We start from the raw sequence: 17,218 nt of genomic DNA on the forward strand, positions 1-17,218 counted from the left end.
CCAAATTACGATATAGCTTCCCATTTTATAGGATCACCGCTAGTTGTATCTTCAACCAAGTTACCATTTTCATATTGAGCAGACATATAATTCATACGTAAATCACGATTTATAAACCTAACAGGAATTACTTTTTTACCGTGATACATTCTATCTTCAGCTTTTCTACGCTGAGTAGGGTTATTTTTACTAGCTGTTTTTGCTTTTCCACCTGCTGCCATAATTTTTTTCTAAAAACCTTCAATTTTATTCTAACATTTAAGTATAAAGCGTCAATGTTAATATCACTTAAAAGACAAATTCAAAATTAATTATTATAATATATTGACATTTTTATTAAAAAATTTATAATAATACTTTATATTGCAACTATTTATAATCATGCACACGTTATCAAAAACTACACCGCTTGTATTTCAATGGTTACCAAAAAAATTTGGAAATTCAGTACCAAATAATGAAAACTACCCATATCTGCAAAGACTAGTTAACTGGGCGAAAAGAGAACCACAGCGTGATATTCATCTAGTAGTATATGACCAAGGTTTGCAAAGTGAACAGATTCAAGATTTGAAAGACAAATTAGGTCCTGTAGATAATATAAAGGTAGTTGATTTTAGCAAAATAGAATTGGGTGAAACTGACTTTACCTTTCCATTTATAGAAGAAAAAATTACAATTTCTGAGGTTTTAAAGTACAGGTACAACGACATACATCCGTCTCGTAGACGTGACAATTTTTCAAAAAGGATTCACTTTGGTGTGATTTTAGATGCAATGCGCTTAGTTATGCTACAAAACATTCAACAAATTACAGGAAAGCAAGAAGCCATTTACATGGATTTTGATATTTTTCCTGATAAAAATGGTAAAAATTTAAATGAGATAAAAATTCCAAAAGGGATTTTAATGGCAGATGGAGAACAAAATGATTCAGCATATGTATGTTCTTGGGAAAACTCAATTATTGCTATAAATAAACTTGCTCAGCCCATTTTATTAGAGATTATATGTCATCTACAGAAAAAATTTGATTTTTGTATTACTCCTAGTGATATCAATAATATCGATCAAGATACAGTCTTAGGTTCTATGGAAAGTATACTCAATCTTATGGTCACTTCAGAATATTCTAAAAAACCAAAAGAAGAGCTGATCACAACAAACAATAAAAATAACGTATATTCAGAATTACAAGAACAATCTGCAGAACTTAAAAAATTATATACATTTCAGAACAGTTGTTTATATGTACAACAAACACAGGATAGTAGCTGGAAGAAAACAAATTTATATGATACAGATGAACTTCAGCTCGAATTCGATAGTAGTCCCAGTAGTGATATGAATAATTCTAATATAGAATCAAAAAATCAATCAGAAATAAAATTTTAATTCAAAGAAAACCAAGCATTTTTAATGCTTGGTATAATTTTTTGCATATTAATGAAGCGTATGAAAAACAAATACGCTTCATTTCTTTTGCTATAAAATTTATTTTTCTATATTACATAATATCACTTACAACTTGATGATCAACCTGAGTGTCATTTACAAATTTTATGTTATCTAAGATAGTTTTTGTATTCTCTAAAAAACTAGACTTAGCATTGTCAAATTTTAGTGATGAATTATCTATTAAAACAAGAATTATCATCGCAAATCAAAGGATTTCTAATATTTTCTCCTTCATAAAAATTTTTCACAACGTTATAATGTGCTGTAGCTTCGTCATTTGACATTGATCCCTTAATAGTAACTTTCTCTAAGGTATCTATCAATATTTCTTGTAGTGTTACATCTATTGCCTCTTTTTTTATGCCCGTTTCTTCTTCTTTATTTAAATACTCATCTAACTTCCCTTTTACTTTTTCAATAGCACTTTCATAAAATTTTGTTTTTCTTTCAAGATCATCTGATATTTTGTTTTCTACTGCTTTTTTTAATTTATTAATGAAGTCTTCACTTGCCTTTTTTTCAATTATTTGCTTCAATTCATAATATGTCTTATTAGCATTATTTCTTGTACCTTGACACTCACTTCCTTCTTTAAATACCTCCCTGTTGCAAGCTTCGTTCACATAACATTTATCAAAGTTCTTGTTTATATCAATAGAGTTACCACTACCTATAGCTTTTATAGTGTTCGTTAGAGCTTTTTCAGCTTCTGAGAATTCTGTTTTATATCTAGTACTAAAATTTACTAATTCCTTTTTACAATTTACCTTCACATGTTAACTCCTTTAAATTAAAGACTTATTTTAGCATAAAATAATTAACATTCTTTGAAAACTTACACTGCTTATGAAAAGTTTACTAATTGAACAACACTAATAGATAATAAAGGGACAATAGATAGCAGCAGAAGTTTTTATTATATTAAACCTAGAACGCTAAAAAGAAAGTTACAAAGGTTAATGTCTGACTTACTTGTTCTCCAGTATTCTTTTTTGAAATATTAGCTGAACTGAACTTAAAATTAATAATACACAAAGGCTTATTATCATTGAATAAGATAGTTTAAAAACAAAATCCTTTATCCCTATAAACAGCACCTTAGTTATAGAAAATTTATTTAGTAAGCTGATAACTATCATACCACTATCAACTACTGATGCAGTTGCTAAGCTAATAAAATTTCTTATTTGGAAATCGAATGATGATTTTAATCTTTCAAGCAAGCTAATGCTGAGATAAAGCGATATAAAGAGTGATGCAAAAGAGATTAATAATATAAAACTCATAGATTGCCATGCTAAGAGAGCATTCGACATTACACATATGATCGTAATATTGAGTGCTTTTTTCTTACCGTATAGTTCTGTTATACAATTAACAACTAATGCTGAAATGGTAAATATCAAAGAACAAACCATCAGTTTAGTAGTGATATTTATTAAAAATACACAAATGAATAACAACGTTGATAAAATTAGCATATATTAAGCACTTTAAAAAACACTACATTATACATAATATTTCACATAATAGCAATTACTTTATATACATAAATTCAAAACAAGTTTTTGCAAAACTATTTTTTGTACAATGTACTTATCTTTAAGTTAACAACTTATCTTTTAAAATATTAAATATTTTATCTATCTCAAAATTTACCTTAGGCTTCCAGATAGGACCATCTAAATATATATCTATGAAACTTCTATCATGATTTGGTATTATAAAAAACAATCTAAATATGGAATGTAAAGTAAAATTAGATAAGTCGAAGTTAGCAGAAACTGACCCAGATGATTGATCTATTTCAAATTGCAAACTTGTTGAGCATATACCTTGATTAATAATTGCCTTTCCTTGAAGGTTTCTAAAAGGTGTGCTACCTTTATATATTTCAACACTAGTAAGAGTTGCAATTTCTGATTTACTTTTCACATTCATGAAATTTGTAACTAATGAATTTAAATCTATATTAAAAACTTCCACTTCCTTTGCTGTAAGCTTTACTTCTCCTGAATAATTATTAGCCCATTCATCAAAACTTAAACCATGAGTTTTAACTGCACCATTTATATTGATTTTACCTTTAATATTATTAACTTCAATCACTTTACCAATAATATCAGCCTCTAGATCTGAAATAGAAAACTTTGTATACATTGAACCAGATCTCAAATACCCCTGAAGAAACGCTTTTTGATCTTTTAATATATAGCTGATTTGTCTAATTTGAATCGTGCTATTCTCTATTAATGCAGAGAAATAAAAATCTTGTAAAACACCATATTTAGTTTTGAATTTTTCAGTATTGATATTTATATTTGCATCAAAACGCTCTATTTCATGTAAAAAATCAAGTTGTTTTTTTGACCAATTTATTACATTTCTTGAATTGCTTGTCTTTTCTATAAAGTTAGGTAGTGTAATCAAGGTTCCATTAAATTCCTTACCTTTAAAGTTAATATTTAACAAAGGCTTAGTATATTCCTGATCGAGCAGTATTTCTATATTGCCACTCGTATCAAAGTCTTTTCCATCAATCTTTATTTGATTGAAAAGTAGTTTATTTTTTTCTATATTTAGTAAAAAATCTAAACTTTTTATTCTTTTGTCATTGAGTATACAATCGTTAAAATTGCTCTTTATATTTACATCATATTTAAAACTCTTGAGCCATTGTACTTTAGATAAATTACTTAAGTTATACTTATTTATATTCAGATTGTATATACTCAAACCACCATCTATTATATTGCGGTTTTTTTTATAATTTACCTTAAGTGATCCTTGCAAAAATTCTTGATCTTTGATTAATTTTATATCTGATATAGCAAATATTCTAGGTGCAAAATGTAATTTAGAGTGAAGTGCAAATATATTTTTTTTACTTTTTATCATTCTTAAAGAAGGAAAAAAGCATGAAATAAAAGATTCAAAATCATTTCCCTTAACTTGAAAATTACCGTCAAATTTAGATAGTAAATTATCACTTGAGATTTTTCCTGATAAGTGGGCAGTATTACTAATGCCTGGCAATTCAAGATATGCATTTACTGTTGCTTTGCCTTCCTTAAATTTCACTACAGCATGAAAATCATCAAATATTTTCTTTTTATAACTAATATTGCGGGCTTCTATATTCAAGTCTAAACTCAAGTCTTTTGGTATAGTTCTTTTAAAGCATTCTAATAAATCTTTTACATTAATTTCCCTTTTTGAATTGTTTTCTGTAAATTCTGAATTAATTTCGTTAAAATTTATGCTTACATTAGTGTGATTACTTTTCCTATCGTTATGTATTATACCTACTGCCTTAAGGCTATTTGAATTAATTTTTAAATCATTCATTACGAATTCATTCTCATCCATACTTATACTAGACAGTACCTTTATACTATCACTAGGAATAAAATTAGATAGTAAGATGAAGTTTACAACCTTAGCTAATTCACTGACTAAATTTGAGCTATTGTTCAATGTGAGCTCTAAATTACCATTAATTTTTTCTTGATCTTTATTGCCCTTAAACGATAGAGTGATTAAATTTGATTGAATATCAATATCTATTTCTTTTTTCGTGACATTGATTTTTCCTGCAAAATTATAATAAGCATCTTTTATTTTTATTTTACCTGAAAATTTTTCATTCTCCTTCAAATTAATCTCTTGAATACTAATATTATTAGCTTGCAAGCTAATACAACTTTCTTTTATCGTAATATTAGATATTTTGTTACTAACTTTCGTGTTTATAATGTTTAGTAAATTCTTTTTATCACTCTTTACATCAAATAACGTAATAGATTTTGGTTTGAATGAAAATAAAAACAATGAAGAAAGTGAGGGTTTGATTTCAATTGTACTGATGTTAACTAGATCTGATAATTTTTTTTCCTTTTGTTGATTATATTGTATATATACATTATGTAAAATTAATTTTGGCATCATTAAAGAAGCTTTGATTTTTCCTATGATATGTACTTTTCCGCCATGTATTTTCTCTAATTCTTCTGTAATGTAATCTTTATAATTGCTCCAGTCTTTGATAGTTACAGCTGTATGCATAAAGAATAATGCTATTAAGAATGATAATGCAGCATATATAAAAAACTTCATAACTTATATATATTTAAGATTGTTCAAATTTCTCATAAAAATTAAATAAAGAGTACTAAAGTAGACAATACTACTTAAAAATATTAAAATAATTAAATAAACAATGCGAATTAGCCAATTATCAGAGAAAAATCCTGCTGATAAGTAACGAAAAACATAAAGGAATATCAACATAATTATTGTGGATATAAAGATTTTCAAAATATTTAATAATAGTAATTGACTCACTTTATATATTCTATTTCTTTTAGAATAACTAATTAAGAAAATAGAATTGACCCAAGTTGAAATAGAAGTTGCAACAGCAATTCCTGTATGTTGGTACTTATTCATCAATAAAAAATTTAATATAATATTAATTCCAAGGCATATTAACGAAAATATTGTTGGTATTCTGAGCTCACCTTTAGCAAAAAATGCCTGTAGCAATATTTTATTTATAATAAATGCAGGTAAAGAAAGAGAAAATGCTATTAGCGTAGGAACAGTTTGTTGTACTGAGTTATAATCGAACTTTCCGTAAGAAAAAAGTGTAAGCAAAATTATATCGGGAATCATGATAAAAGCAGCAGTTATTGGCAAAATTAGTATCAATCCTGCATTTAGAGCTCTATCTTGTATTTTTATTATACTTTCTTCATCATTTTCTTTATTAGAAATGAGGGGTAAAAGCACTGTGCCAATTGCAACACCTATCACTCCTTGTGGTAGCTGTATTAACCTTTCAGCATAGTATATATAAGATACAGCATTCGGTAAAAAACTTGCCATAATTGTGTCAATCCATACACTAATTTGAGTTACACAATTGTTAATAATTGCAGGTATTACACGCTTAAAAAATAATTTTACTTTACTACCTAACTTTATGCTAAGGGAAAAATTTGCTTTTAATTTATATGCACTAAATATGAGAAACAATAATTGTAATGTTCCTCCAATCAGTACAGCTATAGATAAATTGTGAGCTGGAGTTTGAATGTAAGGTAAAAATAAGCTTATAATTAAGCTGAGATTTAGAATAATTGGTGAAATAGCTGTTGAAGCAAAATGTTGTTTTACTTGCAACATTCCTCCAATTAATGATGCTATTGAAATGAATACTATATAAGGAAGCATAATTCTAGATAAGGTAACAGTTAAAGCAATATCATCTTTACTAGAGAATCCAGGAGTGAAAATTTTCACCATATAGGGAGAAAAAATTTCCATAACAAGGCAAAAAACTATAAGAATTATCAATGTAATAGATATTACACTACTTGCAAATTCAAATGCTTTTTTATTATCGTGTGATTCTCCTGAATATATTGGAACAAAAGAGGTAGTAAATGCCCCTTCAGCAAAAAATGCACGAAATAAATTAGCAAGTCGAAAAGAAGAAAAAAATATATCAGTAAGAGAAGATGCTCCCATAGTCCTAGCAATCAACACATCTCTTATTAACCCTGAAATTCTCGAAATAGCTGTAAAAAAACCAAAAGTAAAAATACTTTTAAACATCAGACCTCTTTTTTAGTTTTAGGAAAAAAAGTAAAAAAACTAGTAATTTTTAAGATAACTTTGCATGAAACTTAATAGAAGAAAATTTTTCCGCATGATCTTTTTTCATAAGATTTAGTGTACTATAATCAGTGAAATCTAGCTTTATAGGCGTGATTGTAATAAATCCTTCACTAATTTTTTCAACACTTTCACTACCAATCACATTATTTCGATACCAATTTAAACTGAGAGAATTATCTGAATTTTCACAAAAAGTTATATTGCAACTACTATGATATTCACCCTGTCCTGTAAATTCTATACCCTTTACTACTTGTGTTGCTGGAAAATTTACATTCATTACTATATTTTTAGGCCAACTAATTTCTATCAATTTTGTAATAACTTTTTCTGCAAAATTTTTTGTGTTGCACCATTTTATTTCGTTACGATTATTGTATGTTTGACTCAGTGCGATAGAAGGTATAAATCTTGCAGCACCTTCCATAGCTGCACCAATTGTTCCTGAATAGCAGACATCATCTCCAACGTTAGATCCAAAGTTAACTCCAGATATTATTAAATCTGGTCTTTTGTCCATAATTTTATGCAGTGCAATTATGACGCAATCGGCAGGAGTTCCTGATGTGCTGAATTCTCTTGTACCATGTTGATTTACTTTGATAAATTTTTCTGCTGGATAGTTTATAGACCTTGCTGATGCACTTTTCTCAGTATCTGGAGCTACTATCCATACTTCTGATGCAAAATTTGACGCAATTTCTTTTACTAGCTTTATTCCTTCACTTTCAAAACCATCGTCATTTGTTATTAATATTATCATAATTTTCTTCTTTTTTATTATTCTAACACAAAACTATTTATTTTCACCTGTTTAAGAATAGGCGCAAACTAGCATTTATGAATAATAAATCTTTCTTTTATAGAAACATAAAAAGACTTAATTATATAGAAAATTCTTTCGCATGGTTATTTAAATTAAGTAGCAAGAGGAATTTTTACATACGTGCTTCATAGTGGATTTTAAAATTTAATTTTTGAAAAGAATATTATCATGGGTTGTAGAAGCGGAACATGGAATAATTTATTCGGTTATATACAAAAAGGCAATTTACAAGAAATACAAAATTCTCTCTCTACCAACAGTGAGTGCATTAAGAGTAGCAGCTCAGAGAACAACGATGATACTCTTTTACACTTTGCCATTCAAAATAAACAAACAAAAATAGCTAAATATTTAATTAATAAAAGTGCGAACGTTAATATTGAAAACAAAGATGGTTGGTCACCTTTACACGAAGCTGTAAATCATAACGATAATAAACCTATAAATGATCAAGATTTGATCCCTTTACTTATAAAAAAAGGAGCTAATGTTAACGCTAAGAATAAAGATAATAAAACTCCTTTATACCTTGCCGTTCAAGATAATAAATTAGAAATAGTCAAACACCTTATAGAGCAAGGAAAAGCTGATTTTAATTTTCACGAGAAAGATAAGTGGACTCCTTTACATGCTGCTGCTTACAACGGTTACAGGAACATAGTTGAATACCTTTTAGGCAAAGAAGCTGAAATTAATGCTAAGAATAAAGATAACAACACACCTTTGCATCTAGCTGTCAAAAATAATAAAATCGATACAGTAAAACTTCTTGTAGCAAAAGGAGCTGAAACTTTTACTCATAACAATGACGGAAAAACTCCCTTTGATTTAGCTTCAAATCAAGAAATAAGTTCTTTTTTGTCAATTTATTCTGGTGTTGCACAAATATTACTAAATCAATTGCTTTCACTTGATTTTATAGACAATGTGATTTCAAAGATGGATGAAAAATTAGGAACAGCAATTTTAAATGCTGATAAAACACACTTAATAGCTAGACAAGTCTCAAATAATAACATTTTTCAAGATAAAGTTACAACTTTATTAAGGTCGAATCCAGGAAATGCACAAGGTCCTCCGGGTGAACAGGGCCTAACTGGCATTCCAGGTAGAGATGCAGATCCTCAAGAAGTCGCAAGTATATTACTTGAAAATACAAACGCCGGTTCGCTTCGTACAATAGTAGCACAAGAACTGGTGAGCAATCACAATCATGCTAATAGTTTAGTAAAATCTATTGTAAGTGGCAAAAATAAACAAGGAAAAAGTTTAGATTCATTATTACTTAACGCTAAGGACAGTGATGACAAAACTTTATCAGAAAAACTTGCAGATAATACAAATCTGCAAACTCAAATAGCAACCAAATTAGCTGCAAATCCAGGAGGAGCAAAAGGTCCACAGGGTGAACGAGGCCTCACTGGTGCTACAGGTCAAGCAGGTAGAGATGGAGTTAGCCCCACAGCTGATGCCGTAGCTACTGAATTAGTCACAACCAAAGCTAATGTATTAGGAACAGCTATTCTTAATGTTAAAAATATTAAAAGTAAAAGTTCAACTATTAACGATAAAAATTCAATGATAGAGATTCTTAAAAAATCTCCTTTTTTTAGAAGCAAATTAGCAACAGAGATTGCAACAACTGAAATTGCTAAACTAGGAACAGCTGTTCTTACTGCTAAGGATGTCAGTAACAAATCTTTATCAGATAAACTTGCAGAGAATAATGATTTACAAACTGGAATTAAAGATAAATTAAAAGCAGATACATCTTTTAAATTGTCTGTAAAAGGTGTTCCAGGCGCACAAGGTCTGCCAGGTGATACTGGTCCGAAAGGTGATAAAGGTGATCCTGGCACACAAGGTGAAATAGGTCCTCGGGGTAGGCCTGGTCCCCAAGGTAAGAAAGGTGAACCTGGTGATAAAGGTGATCCTGGCACACAAGGTCTGAAGGGTGAAACTGGTGCAGCAGGTCCGACTGGTTCAGTGGGTCTCCAAGGTGAACGAGGTGAGAAGGGTGAAAAAGGTGCAGATGCTCAACCTGAATAAGTAGCAAAAAAATTAAAAACAGATGTATCCTTTCAAGCTTCTGTAAAAGGTGTGCCAGGTGAACAGGGTTCACAGGGTGAAACTGGTGCAGCAGGCCCGGCTGGTCCACAAGGTGAAATAGGTCCTCGGGGTAGGCCTGGTCCCCAAGGTAAGAAAGGTGAACCTGGTGATAAAGGTGATCCTGGCACACAAGGTCTGAAGGGTGAAACTGGTGCAGCAGGTCCGACTGGTTCAGTGGGTCTCCAAGGTGAACGAGGTGAGAAGGGTGAAAAAGGTGCAGATGCTCAACCTGAAGAAGTAGCAAAAAAATTAAAAACAGATGTATCCTTTCAAGCTTCTGTAAAAGGTGTGCCAGGTGAACAGGGTTCACAGGGTGAAACTGGTGCAGCAGGCCCGGCTGGTCCACAAGGTGAAATAGGTCCTCGGGGTAGGCCTGGTCCACAAGGTAAGAAAGGTGCACCTGGTGATAAAGGTGATCCTGGCACACAAGGTCTACCAGGTGAAACTGGTGCAGCAGGTCCGACTGGTTCAGTGGGTCTCCAAGGTGAACGAGGTGAGAAGGGTGAAAAAGGTGCAGATGGTAATCCTGGGAAAGATGGTGCTCCTGGCACAGCTGGCCAGAATGGTCAGCCTGGTAGAGATGGTGAACGAGGTGTAAGCCCACAAGCTAGTGCTGTAGCTGCTAACTTACTTAGCGATAATAATAAAGAAAAATTAGTGGAAATTTTATCACACCACACAGCAGAAATCTTACAGCAAAACGACGATTTTCAGCATGTTGTATCGAAGAACATACGGAATCATAAGCTTGATAATAATATAATAGAAAAAGCTTTAAGAATGAAAAGAAGTATAGAGGAAATAGAAGATCAAACTAAATCATTCAGAGATGATACTTTAAGAGCAAAAACTGCTGCTGAAACTGCAAGAGATAAAGTTGAAAGTTTCAAAATCGCTACCGAAATTGTAAAGAATCAAGCTGAACTTTTACAAATATCAGCTGAAGAAGATCAAAACAAATTCAAGAATTCAGAATCACCTAAAATGTACAAAAGATCAACCATTGAATCTCATAAAAAAACAAACAAGATACTAAAAATTATTAAAGCAGAAGATCATGGAAGTATAAATGAGGCAAATATAGCTTTAGAGGGAGCGGGTACTATAGCTGCTTTCTCTCAAATTGGATATTTCTTTCGCGACAATGAATTGCATATACGCAACCATATTACAAATAAAGACGTAATCATACCTAGAGATTTTCTTTTTTTGAAGGTGATAGAAGATAATTTCGGAGATGTTAAGTTAGCTTTTTGTAATAATTTAGGAAATTTATTTTTTGAATATAAAAAATATGATCAAGAATACGCAAATCTACCATTTGAATATAAATTTATAGATACTCGATACATCAAAGTAGAAAAAAATTTTAACTTTGATAAATATAACTCTTATCAACCATTACTTGTGCTAAAAAAAGGTCACCCAGAAGGAACTTCCTCAAGAGATTTTAGTGCAGAAATATCGGACTTTAGTGAGAATAAAAAAATAGGTACTTTAATTGATGAGTTTGGTTTCTTTCAACATGATCAGTTTCATTATGTAAATTATCATCAGGGATTAATAGATCATGACCACTATCTTCAAAATTTAGAAGTTACAATTTCAAATTATAATGGTGATTTCAAAATTAAAAACTCAATAACTGGTAAAGTGATACAGAACATTCATCCAGTAATAAAATTTGATGATTTTAGCTTATTGGATTACATAGGATTTGAATCAATTTAATACACTAAAGTGAGGAAAGTTACGTCTCACGAAGTTGATCTATTGATATAATACTACCATTTGATGGTTTTGTAGTGCTTTTACATTCAGGAATTTTGTCAAATATAAGAATATCTCCTGAAGTTTTATCATGGAACTTATGAATAGCAGAAAATGGGATAGTTATTTGCTCTTGCTTTCCTCTAAAACTTAAAATAACACTAAAGTGATCTTCACAAACCTTTAGATTATCAAACTGGTACTGTAATACAATCAGCATTTGATCTGGATACAATTTTTTCAGATACTCAGATATTGATACTCCCTTAAAATTTGTAAAAAATAATACCTCCAGATAAGGAGTGAACATTTTACTAGATAACACACTTAATGTCTCTTTAATGATCTGAAATTTGATTTGATTAAGGCGTTTTTTATAATCTATTGTTTTATCATCAGCCATAGTTTTATCAATATAACCTTAGGGGAAACTTCTGTTACCCGGTGTTTCCCTAGACCGTGCTTTATAATAATTAAGTTACTGTGCTAGATTAAGCAGCAGCTAATACTAAATTATTACCAGCAGAACGAATGTTATCGTTTGCATTTAAATTTTGAACTCTTAACGGTGGTATCTAACCGAGCAAAGTTACCATCTTTACTATGCATGTCGAGCCTAATTCGCCCCCATGAAAAGAAACTGTGGAGGCGCCGAGTACTGCCCTCGGGTCCAATACACCTATTACAAGGTAATTTTATCGCCATAGTAGAAAACTACGCTTATATTATACAGAAATATTCAACCACTGTCAATCTTATGAAAATTGGATGAAAGAAATCTAATTTATGTTTTAAACAGTATGATTTTCAACCTTGATATAGTTTTTTATACATTACTGAAGCGTATGAAAAACAAATACGCTCCAGTTTCTTTGCTATAAAATTTATTTTTCTATATTACACTTATAACCTGATGATCATATGAAGATTGACCATGATGTATATCTTAAATATTGTTTAATCTCTATTAAATCGTTATTATTTTTTAATTTTGAAGTAGCATGACTCGTGAAAGCTAGATCTATTTCATTTTTATTTATACCAAAACCGTTATCTATAATAAAAATTAGATTGCGCACTCCACTTTCTATCTTGGTCTCTATCTTGTTATTATCTACATCGATGGTACTTTCTGCTAACTCTTTTTACACTTGCAGGTTTCTCAATAACTTCTCCTGCCGCTATACGATAGCCCTAAATTTCCTTATTTCAAGGCTAGTCTATTATTCAGATTTACATTTGTAAAGTTTCTTTAAACAAAAATATTACTCTTTTGGTATTAATTTAGTAGAATATTTTAAATTTAATTATTGTTTCTCTATTTTTCATTACTGCTTCAGACTTAATTGCGTTTGACAAAAAAATTATATATAAGAGAATAATATAAACTTATTTATAGTATAGTTATGTCTGGTGGTAGTATAAACAAGGTGATATTAATTGGAAATCTAGGAAGAGATCCAGATATTAGAACCACACAAAATGGGAGAGAAATGGCTACTTTCTCAATAGCTACATCTGAAAGTTGGACTGATAAGCCTTCCGGAATGCGTTCTGAAAAAACAGATTGGCATAATATTGTCATTTTTAGTGAAGGATTAGTCAGAATAGCTAAAGATTTTATACGTAAAGGTAGTAAAGTTTATATTGAAGGTTCTCTTAGAACTAGAAAATGGACTGATCAAAATGGTAATGAAAGATATACAACAGAAGTTGTGCTTTATAATTTTAACAGTGCTCTCATTCTATTAGATTCAAGAAATAGCACATCAAGTTCTGATTCTAGATCAATTCAACAAAAAGAAAATGGAATGAAGGAAGATGGTAAACATGTAGATAATCAAACAAGAAATAAGACATTAAGTTCTGAATACGGACCAGTTCAATACAAATCAGGCGAAGAAGGACAAAATTACAAATATGAAGACGATGAAGTAAGAAATGAACTAATTGATGATGAAATACCTTTTTAATAATTTTAGACACATAGATTACAAGGTATAAGTTTTACCTCAGAAACATATGAATTACCCTAAAATATAGGGATTTATCCTACTCAATTCTATCAGTATATTAAAAAAACTAATATTAAAAGTATTTTACTAGTTATTGAACAAAGTAGATATAATCTATTGACTTAAGTTAAGTTTTAATATTTAAAGGTTAATATACTATTATTTTTTGATGGAGGTACAATGAGTTTAGGACCATGGCAACTATTTCTAGTCTTAATAATAATCTTAGTGCTTTTTGGTGCAGGAAAATTACCTCAAGTTATGGGTGACTTGGGAAAAGGCATTAAAAACCTAAAGCAAGAGCTTAAGGACTCGGACAAATTATCATCTAATGAGCCAGATCGTTAGCTTTTTTTCACCCTATAACACGTACTGAAAAGTACGTGTTAATTATTAATCACATAATACAAGTAGTTCAAACTTTACCTTAGTGCAGTAAAAATAGTATATATTCTCGCACTTATCATAAGGCAAAGATCTTGAATGCAAGAAAGCTTAACCCATCCTTTTGCGTATTTCATACTTTTAAATTTATCATTATGCTATAGTGTTTTTCTTTTGCTCATTTTCAACACACCCATATCTCTTAATTTATCTCGTGATGTATTCAGTAATGTATTTCAAGAAAAAGTTGTGTTTAATTCTATACCACTTCCTTCATTACTATATTATATACTTAATCCTTATTTTCCATTATGATTGTTTTTTAGTAATTTAAACAACTAGATTAACCTATGGGAATATTTTTATATCAAAATGATTTACCAGATGACTTATTATCCAACAAAGTTAGTTCTATAGCTGTTGACACAGAAGCTATGGGATTACTTCACAATAGAGACAGGTTATGTCTTGTGCAATTATCTTTCGGAGACGGTAATGCCCATTTAATTCAACTGAAGAATGACTATTTGGCCTTAAATTTAAAAAAGATACTGGAAGATAGAAATATAACAAAGATATTTCACTTTGCACGCTTCGATATCAGTATAATACATTATTACTTAAAAATTTGGGCAATTCCATGTTATTGTACAAAAATAGCCTCGCGCCTAGTACGCACCTATACAAACAGTCATAGTTTGAAAGAATTATGCTCAGAATTATTAAATGTTAAGTTAAACAAGCAACAACAGTCTTCCGATTGGGGGAATGAAAATTTAACAGAAAAACAAAAAAATTATGCTGCATCTGATGTGTTATATCTCCACGAAATAAAGGAAAAATTAGATTTGATGCTGGAGCGTGAAAATAGAGGAGAGTTAGCTCAAAAATGCTTTGATTTTCTTCCTACTCGTATTCTCTTAGATTCTATGGGATGGGAAAATGTAGATATTTTCAATCATCAAACATAAAAGTCTGTCTGCAAAAAAAACAATGTCAAAGCACATGATTATTTTTTTTACTAGCATTATATTCTCTCAATCTACATTTTTAGTTATTATAAATCATTAACTATTACTCAAATGTGATCTGTTTTTGCTAATAATTTTTCTCATCATTTTACTCGATAATCTTGAATTTCTTTCCACTTTTCAAATTGCAAGTTTTAAAAAATCAATGAATTTAGCTAATCGTCTCTATCAGTAGCTAAAATTTCCCGTTTTAATAAATTTTTCATTACCTATTCTCTTGTGCGCTTTTCATATAGTGTCACTTTATTTTCAGAGTATTTTTTTAATCTATACCAAATCGTACTGATCACAAATTAATTATTTCTCTCGAAAATGTGACTTGAATCTATTTTTCCCATTAACTTTTTTATCTATATAATCTTGCTATTCCCATCTCTACAACTACTCAAAGTAATTTAAATTGGTTTTTCTTGCACTTCTTTAGTTTTGTTCTTTCTCCAGGTTTGTAATGTATGGGAAATTTTATCATTAGAAATTGATAAAATAGATGCGGCAGTAATAGCAGCATTATATGCTCCATTTTCTCCTATGGACATTGTTGCAACTGGAACACCTTTCGGCATTTGAACTATGGAAAATAAACTATCTAAACCATTTAGTTGTTCACTACGCACAGGAACACCTATAACAGGAAGGTAAGTTAATGATGCAACCATACCTGGCAAATGTGCAGCACCTCCTGCTCCAGCTATTATGACCTTAAAACCGTTTGTTTTTGCAGATTTAGCAAAATCAAAAAGTCTTTCTGGCGTTCTATGTGCAGATATTATTAATATATCATGTGAAATTTCCAATTCCTTCAAAACATCAATAGTATAGATCATAGTGTCATAATCTGATTGACTCCCCATAATAACTGCTACGTCTTTTTTTGTTTCTTTTATCATAAGTTTAGTATCTATTCACTTATTTTATAATGACTTATTAATGCTAATTTAAAAGCAATAAATATTTTTGTTTTTTTGAATAAAATACAAATTCATTCTTTTTAAAATAGAAGTTACAAAAAATAAGCACTTTTTTAAGATTTCAATTTATAAATTTCTTATGTAAAGCGAATTTATAAAATAAAAATTTTTATACTATTAATATTATAAATAGAATTTTATTCTTGCTATAAATGATTTTTTAGATAAAATAAGAATTTAAAATTAATTAAGAAGTTAGTGAAAATACTACAGTACCTTACTGTTAAGGTACTGTAGTATTTTCACAATTCTTAATAAAGATAATAAATGGGTATATAAAATAAACGAGGAAGAGTTATGGAGACAATATCATTAAATAAGCTAGGTAGTATGGAAATAAAAAAAAAGCTAATTAATATTATAAAAAGCATCATAGAAAAGAACTCTTGGACACAATCTTATGCTGCTGAAATACTAGGTATTGATCAACCAAAAGTATCACAAATTAAGAATGATAAAATAAATGGTTTCTCTTTAGAAAGGTTATTAGTTTTTCTAAAAAAACTAAATTATACAGTAATTATTAAGGTAGCAAAAAATGAAGAAGTAAAACCTGAGTTAGAAAAAGTCAAATACGAAATCGAATTACAATAAATTTAGAATTGACATATTATATTTTCTTTTATATTATTAGATCTATTTAAGGTAATAAAATGGTTGAATTTACTGTAGAAAAGTGCGTAGAACAAGTTAGCAATAGCTTTAAATTAGTTCTTCTAGCAAGTCAAAGGGTACATGACTTAAATACAGGAGCAGGTAAGCCAGATCAGACAGCCAAGCTAAAAAATCGTAAAAACACTACAATTGCTTTACGTGAAATAGCAAATAAAAAAGTATGTGTTTATAATTTATTCAATCTACTAGTAACTAGATGCAGAAGTTATGTTAAAGGCAATTTAGTTAATAGCAATAAAGAAGAATCTTCAAAATACAGAATTGAAAGTAAATCTACATTTATTTAGCAATTAACAGAGA

General features: G+C 29.7%; 17 protein-coding genes, 1 other RNA gene and 1 pseudogene. 8 read left to right on the forward strand and 11 right to left on the reverse strand.

Annotated features, from left to right (window positions below):
• Window positions 1–5: 5 nt before the first annotated feature.
• Window positions 6–221: a hypothetical protein gene (locus tag NL275_RS00220; RefSeq protein ID WP_253300007.1), complete on the reverse strand. Its 216-nt coding sequence runs from the start codon at window positions 219–221 to the stop codon at window positions 6–8.
• Window positions 222–381: 160 nt separating this feature from the next.
• Between NL275_RS00220 and NL275_RS00225 the strand changes: the two genes are divergently transcribed.
• Window positions 382–1,395 (forward strand): hypothetical protein, encoded by a 1,014-nt coding sequence (locus NL275_RS00225; RefSeq protein ID WP_253300008.1) that lies wholly within the window; start codon window positions 382–384, stop codon window positions 1,393–1,395.
• 112 nt (window positions 1,396–1,507) lie between these two features.
• Here NL275_RS00225 and NL275_RS00230 read toward each other — a convergent pair whose 3' ends face one another.
• The 6 genes from NL275_RS00230 to surE all read right to left on the reverse strand — a co-directional run bounded on the left by NL275_RS00230 (window position 1,508) and on the right by surE (window position 7,903).
• Window positions 1,508–1,657, reverse strand: coding sequence for a hypothetical protein (locus tag NL275_RS00230; RefSeq protein WP_253300009.1), 150 nt, complete (start codon window positions 1,655–1,657; stop codon window positions 1,508–1,510).
• Window positions 1,632–2,231, reverse strand: coding sequence for a hypothetical protein (locus NL275_RS00235; RefSeq protein WP_253300010.1), 600 nt, complete (start codon window positions 2,229–2,231; stop codon window positions 1,632–1,634). Before NL275_RS00235 ends, NL275_RS00230 begins: the two co-directional genes overlap by 26 nt.
• A 195-nt stretch (window positions 2,232–2,426) precedes the next feature.
• Entirely contained in the window at window positions 2,427–2,876 is a 450-nt protein-coding gene (locus NL275_RS00240; RefSeq protein ID WP_253300011.1) for a VUT family protein, read from the reverse strand.
• A gap of 184 nt (window positions 2,877–3,060) precedes the next feature.
• Window positions 3,061–5,574 carry an AsmA-like C-terminal region-containing protein gene (locus NL275_RS00245; protein ID WP_253300012.1) on the reverse strand — a complete coding sequence of 838 codons (2,514 nt, stop codon included), beginning with the start codon at window positions 5,572–5,574 and terminating at the stop codon, window positions 3,061–3,063.
• 3 nt (window positions 5,575–5,577) lie between these two features.
• Window positions 5,578–7,077: a murein biosynthesis integral membrane protein MurJ gene (gene murJ, locus NL275_RS00250; protein WP_253300013.1), complete on the reverse strand. Its 1,500-nt coding sequence runs from the start codon at window positions 7,075–7,077 to the stop codon at window positions 5,578–5,580.
• Window positions 7,078–7,126: 49 nt separating this feature from the next.
• Window positions 7,127–7,903 (reverse strand): 5'/3'-nucleotidase SurE, encoded by a 777-nt coding sequence (gene surE, locus NL275_RS00255; RefSeq protein ID WP_253300014.1) that lies wholly within the window; start codon window positions 7,901–7,903, stop codon window positions 7,127–7,129.
• A gap of 231 nt (window positions 7,904–8,134) precedes the next feature.
• Between surE and NL275_RS00260 the strand changes: the two genes are divergently transcribed.
• Together NL275_RS00260 and NL275_RS00265 are read left to right on the forward strand one after the other, a co-directional pair.
• Window positions 8,135–10,015, forward strand: coding sequence for an ankyrin repeat domain-containing protein (locus NL275_RS00260; RefSeq protein WP_253300015.1), 1,881 nt, complete (start codon window positions 8,135–8,137; stop codon window positions 10,013–10,015).
• Window positions 10,016–10,066: 51 nt separating this feature from the next.
• Window positions 10,067–11,806: a collagen-like protein gene (locus NL275_RS00265; RefSeq protein WP_253300016.1), complete on the forward strand. Its 1,740-nt coding sequence runs from the start codon at window positions 10,067–10,069 to the stop codon at window positions 11,804–11,806.
• A 19-nt stretch (window positions 11,807–11,825) separates the two neighbouring features.
• Here the strand turns inward: NL275_RS00265 and NL275_RS00270 are convergent, their stop codons facing one another.
• The 3 genes and pseudogenes from NL275_RS00270 to NL275_RS02675 all read right to left on the reverse strand — a co-directional run.
• Window positions 11,826–12,248: a ClpXP protease specificity-enhancing factor SspB gene (locus NL275_RS00270; protein ID WP_253300017.1), complete on the reverse strand. Its 423-nt coding sequence runs from the start codon at window positions 12,246–12,248 to the stop codon at window positions 11,826–11,828.
• A 20-nt stretch (window positions 12,249–12,268) separates the two neighbouring features.
• Window positions 12,269–12,602, reverse strand: a transfer-messenger RNA (tmRNA) gene (gene ssrA, locus NL275_RS00275).
• Between the two features lie 199 nt (window positions 12,603–12,801).
• A pseudogene (locus tag NL275_RS02675) lies at window positions 12,802–13,030 on the reverse strand (DNA mismatch repair endonuclease MutL); the annotation flags it as partial.
• A 221-nt stretch (window positions 13,031–13,251) separates the two neighbouring features.
• On the opposite strand from NL275_RS02675, the gene ssb reads away from it, so the two are divergent.
• The 3 genes from ssb (at window position 13,252) to NL275_RS00290 (ending at window position 15,215) form a co-directional block, all read left to right on the forward strand.
• On the forward strand, window positions 13,252–13,818 hold the full coding sequence (gene ssb / locus NL275_RS00280) for a single-stranded DNA-binding protein (RefSeq protein ID WP_253300018.1): 567 nt from the start codon (window positions 13,252–13,254) through the stop codon (window positions 13,816–13,818).
• Window positions 13,819–14,040: 222 nt separating this feature from the next.
• Window positions 14,041–14,208 (forward strand): twin-arginine translocase TatA, encoded by a 168-nt coding sequence (tatA, locus tag NL275_RS00285; RefSeq protein WP_253300019.1) that lies wholly within the window; start codon window positions 14,041–14,043, stop codon window positions 14,206–14,208.
• Between the two features lie 386 nt (window positions 14,209–14,594).
• Window positions 14,595–15,215, forward strand: a complete 621-nt coding sequence (locus NL275_RS00290) for a ribonuclease D (RefSeq protein WP_253300020.1) — start codon at window positions 14,595–14,597, stop codon at window positions 15,213–15,215.
• A 455-nt stretch (window positions 15,216–15,670) separates the two neighbouring features.
• Here the strand turns inward: NL275_RS00290 and purE are convergent, their stop codons facing one another.
• On the reverse strand, window positions 15,671–16,162 hold the full coding sequence (gene purE, locus NL275_RS00295) for a 5-(carboxyamino)imidazole ribonucleotide mutase (protein WP_253300021.1): 492 nt from the start codon (window positions 16,160–16,162) through the stop codon (window positions 15,671–15,673).
• A 378-nt stretch (window positions 16,163–16,540) separates the two neighbouring features.
• Between purE and NL275_RS00300 the strand changes: the two genes are divergently transcribed.
• Both NL275_RS00300 and rpoZ read left to right on the forward strand, forming a co-directional pair.
• Window positions 16,541–16,837 (forward strand): helix-turn-helix domain-containing protein, encoded by a 297-nt coding sequence (locus tag NL275_RS00300; RefSeq protein WP_253300022.1) that lies wholly within the window; start codon window positions 16,541–16,543, stop codon window positions 16,835–16,837.
• A 59-nt stretch (window positions 16,838–16,896) separates the two neighbouring features.
• Window positions 16,897–17,205 (forward strand): DNA-directed RNA polymerase subunit omega, encoded by a 309-nt coding sequence (gene rpoZ, locus NL275_RS00305; RefSeq protein ID WP_253300023.1) that lies wholly within the window; start codon window positions 16,897–16,899, stop codon window positions 17,203–17,205.
• The last annotated feature ends 13 nt before the right edge of the window (window positions 17,206–17,218 follow it).

The sequence above is a fragment of the Wolbachia endosymbiont of Chironomus riparius genome (assembly GCF_918315375.1).

Coding starts and splice junctions, on each gene's coding strand:
- NL275_RS00270 (WP_253300017.1), bottom strand. CDS start 12,248: ATGGCTGATGATAAAACAATAGATTATAAAAAACGCCTTAATCAAATC.
- ssb (WP_253300018.1), top strand. CDS start 13,252: ATGTCTGGTGGTAGTATAAACAAGGTGATATTAATTGGAAATCTAGGA.
- NL275_RS00230 (WP_253300009.1), bottom strand. CDS start 1,657: ATGATAATTCTTGTTTTAATAGATAATTCATCACTAAAATTTGACAAT.
- NL275_RS00245 (WP_253300012.1), bottom strand. CDS start 5,574: ATGAAGTTTTTTATATATGCTGCATTATCATTCTTAATAGCATTATTC.
- NL275_RS00300 (WP_253300022.1), top strand. CDS start 16,541: ATGGAGACAATATCATTAAATAAGCTAGGTAGTATGGAAATAAAAAAA.
- tatA (WP_253300019.1), top strand. CDS start 14,041: ATGAGTTTAGGACCATGGCAACTATTTCTAGTCTTAATAATAATCTTA.
- NL275_RS00225 (WP_253300008.1), top strand. CDS start 382: ATGCACACGTTATCAAAAACTACACCGCTTGTATTTCAATGGTTACCA.
- surE (WP_253300014.1), bottom strand. CDS start 7,903: ATGATAATATTAATAACAAATGACGATGGTTTTGAAAGTGAAGGAATA.
- NL275_RS00240 (WP_253300011.1), bottom strand. CDS start 2,876: ATGGTTTGTTCTTTGATATTTACCATTTCAGCATTAGTTGTTAATTGT.
- NL275_RS00260 (WP_253300015.1), top strand. CDS start 8,135: ATGGGTTGTAGAAGCGGAACATGGAATAATTTATTCGGTTATATACAA.
- rpoZ (WP_253300023.1), top strand. CDS start 16,897: ATGGTTGAATTTACTGTAGAAAAGTGCGTAGAACAAGTTAGCAATAGC.
- NL275_RS00290 (WP_253300020.1), top strand. CDS start 14,595: ATGGGAATATTTTTATATCAAAATGATTTACCAGATGACTTATTATCC.
- murJ (WP_253300013.1), bottom strand. CDS start 7,077: ATGTTTAAAAGTATTTTTACTTTTGGTTTTTTTACAGCTATTTCGAGA.
- purE (WP_253300021.1), bottom strand. CDS start 16,162: ATGATAAAAGAAACAAAAAAAGACGTAGCAGTTATTATGGGGAGTCAA.
- NL275_RS00220 (WP_253300007.1), bottom strand. CDS start 221: ATGGCAGCAGGTGGAAAAGCAAAAACAGCTAGTAAAAATAACCCTACT.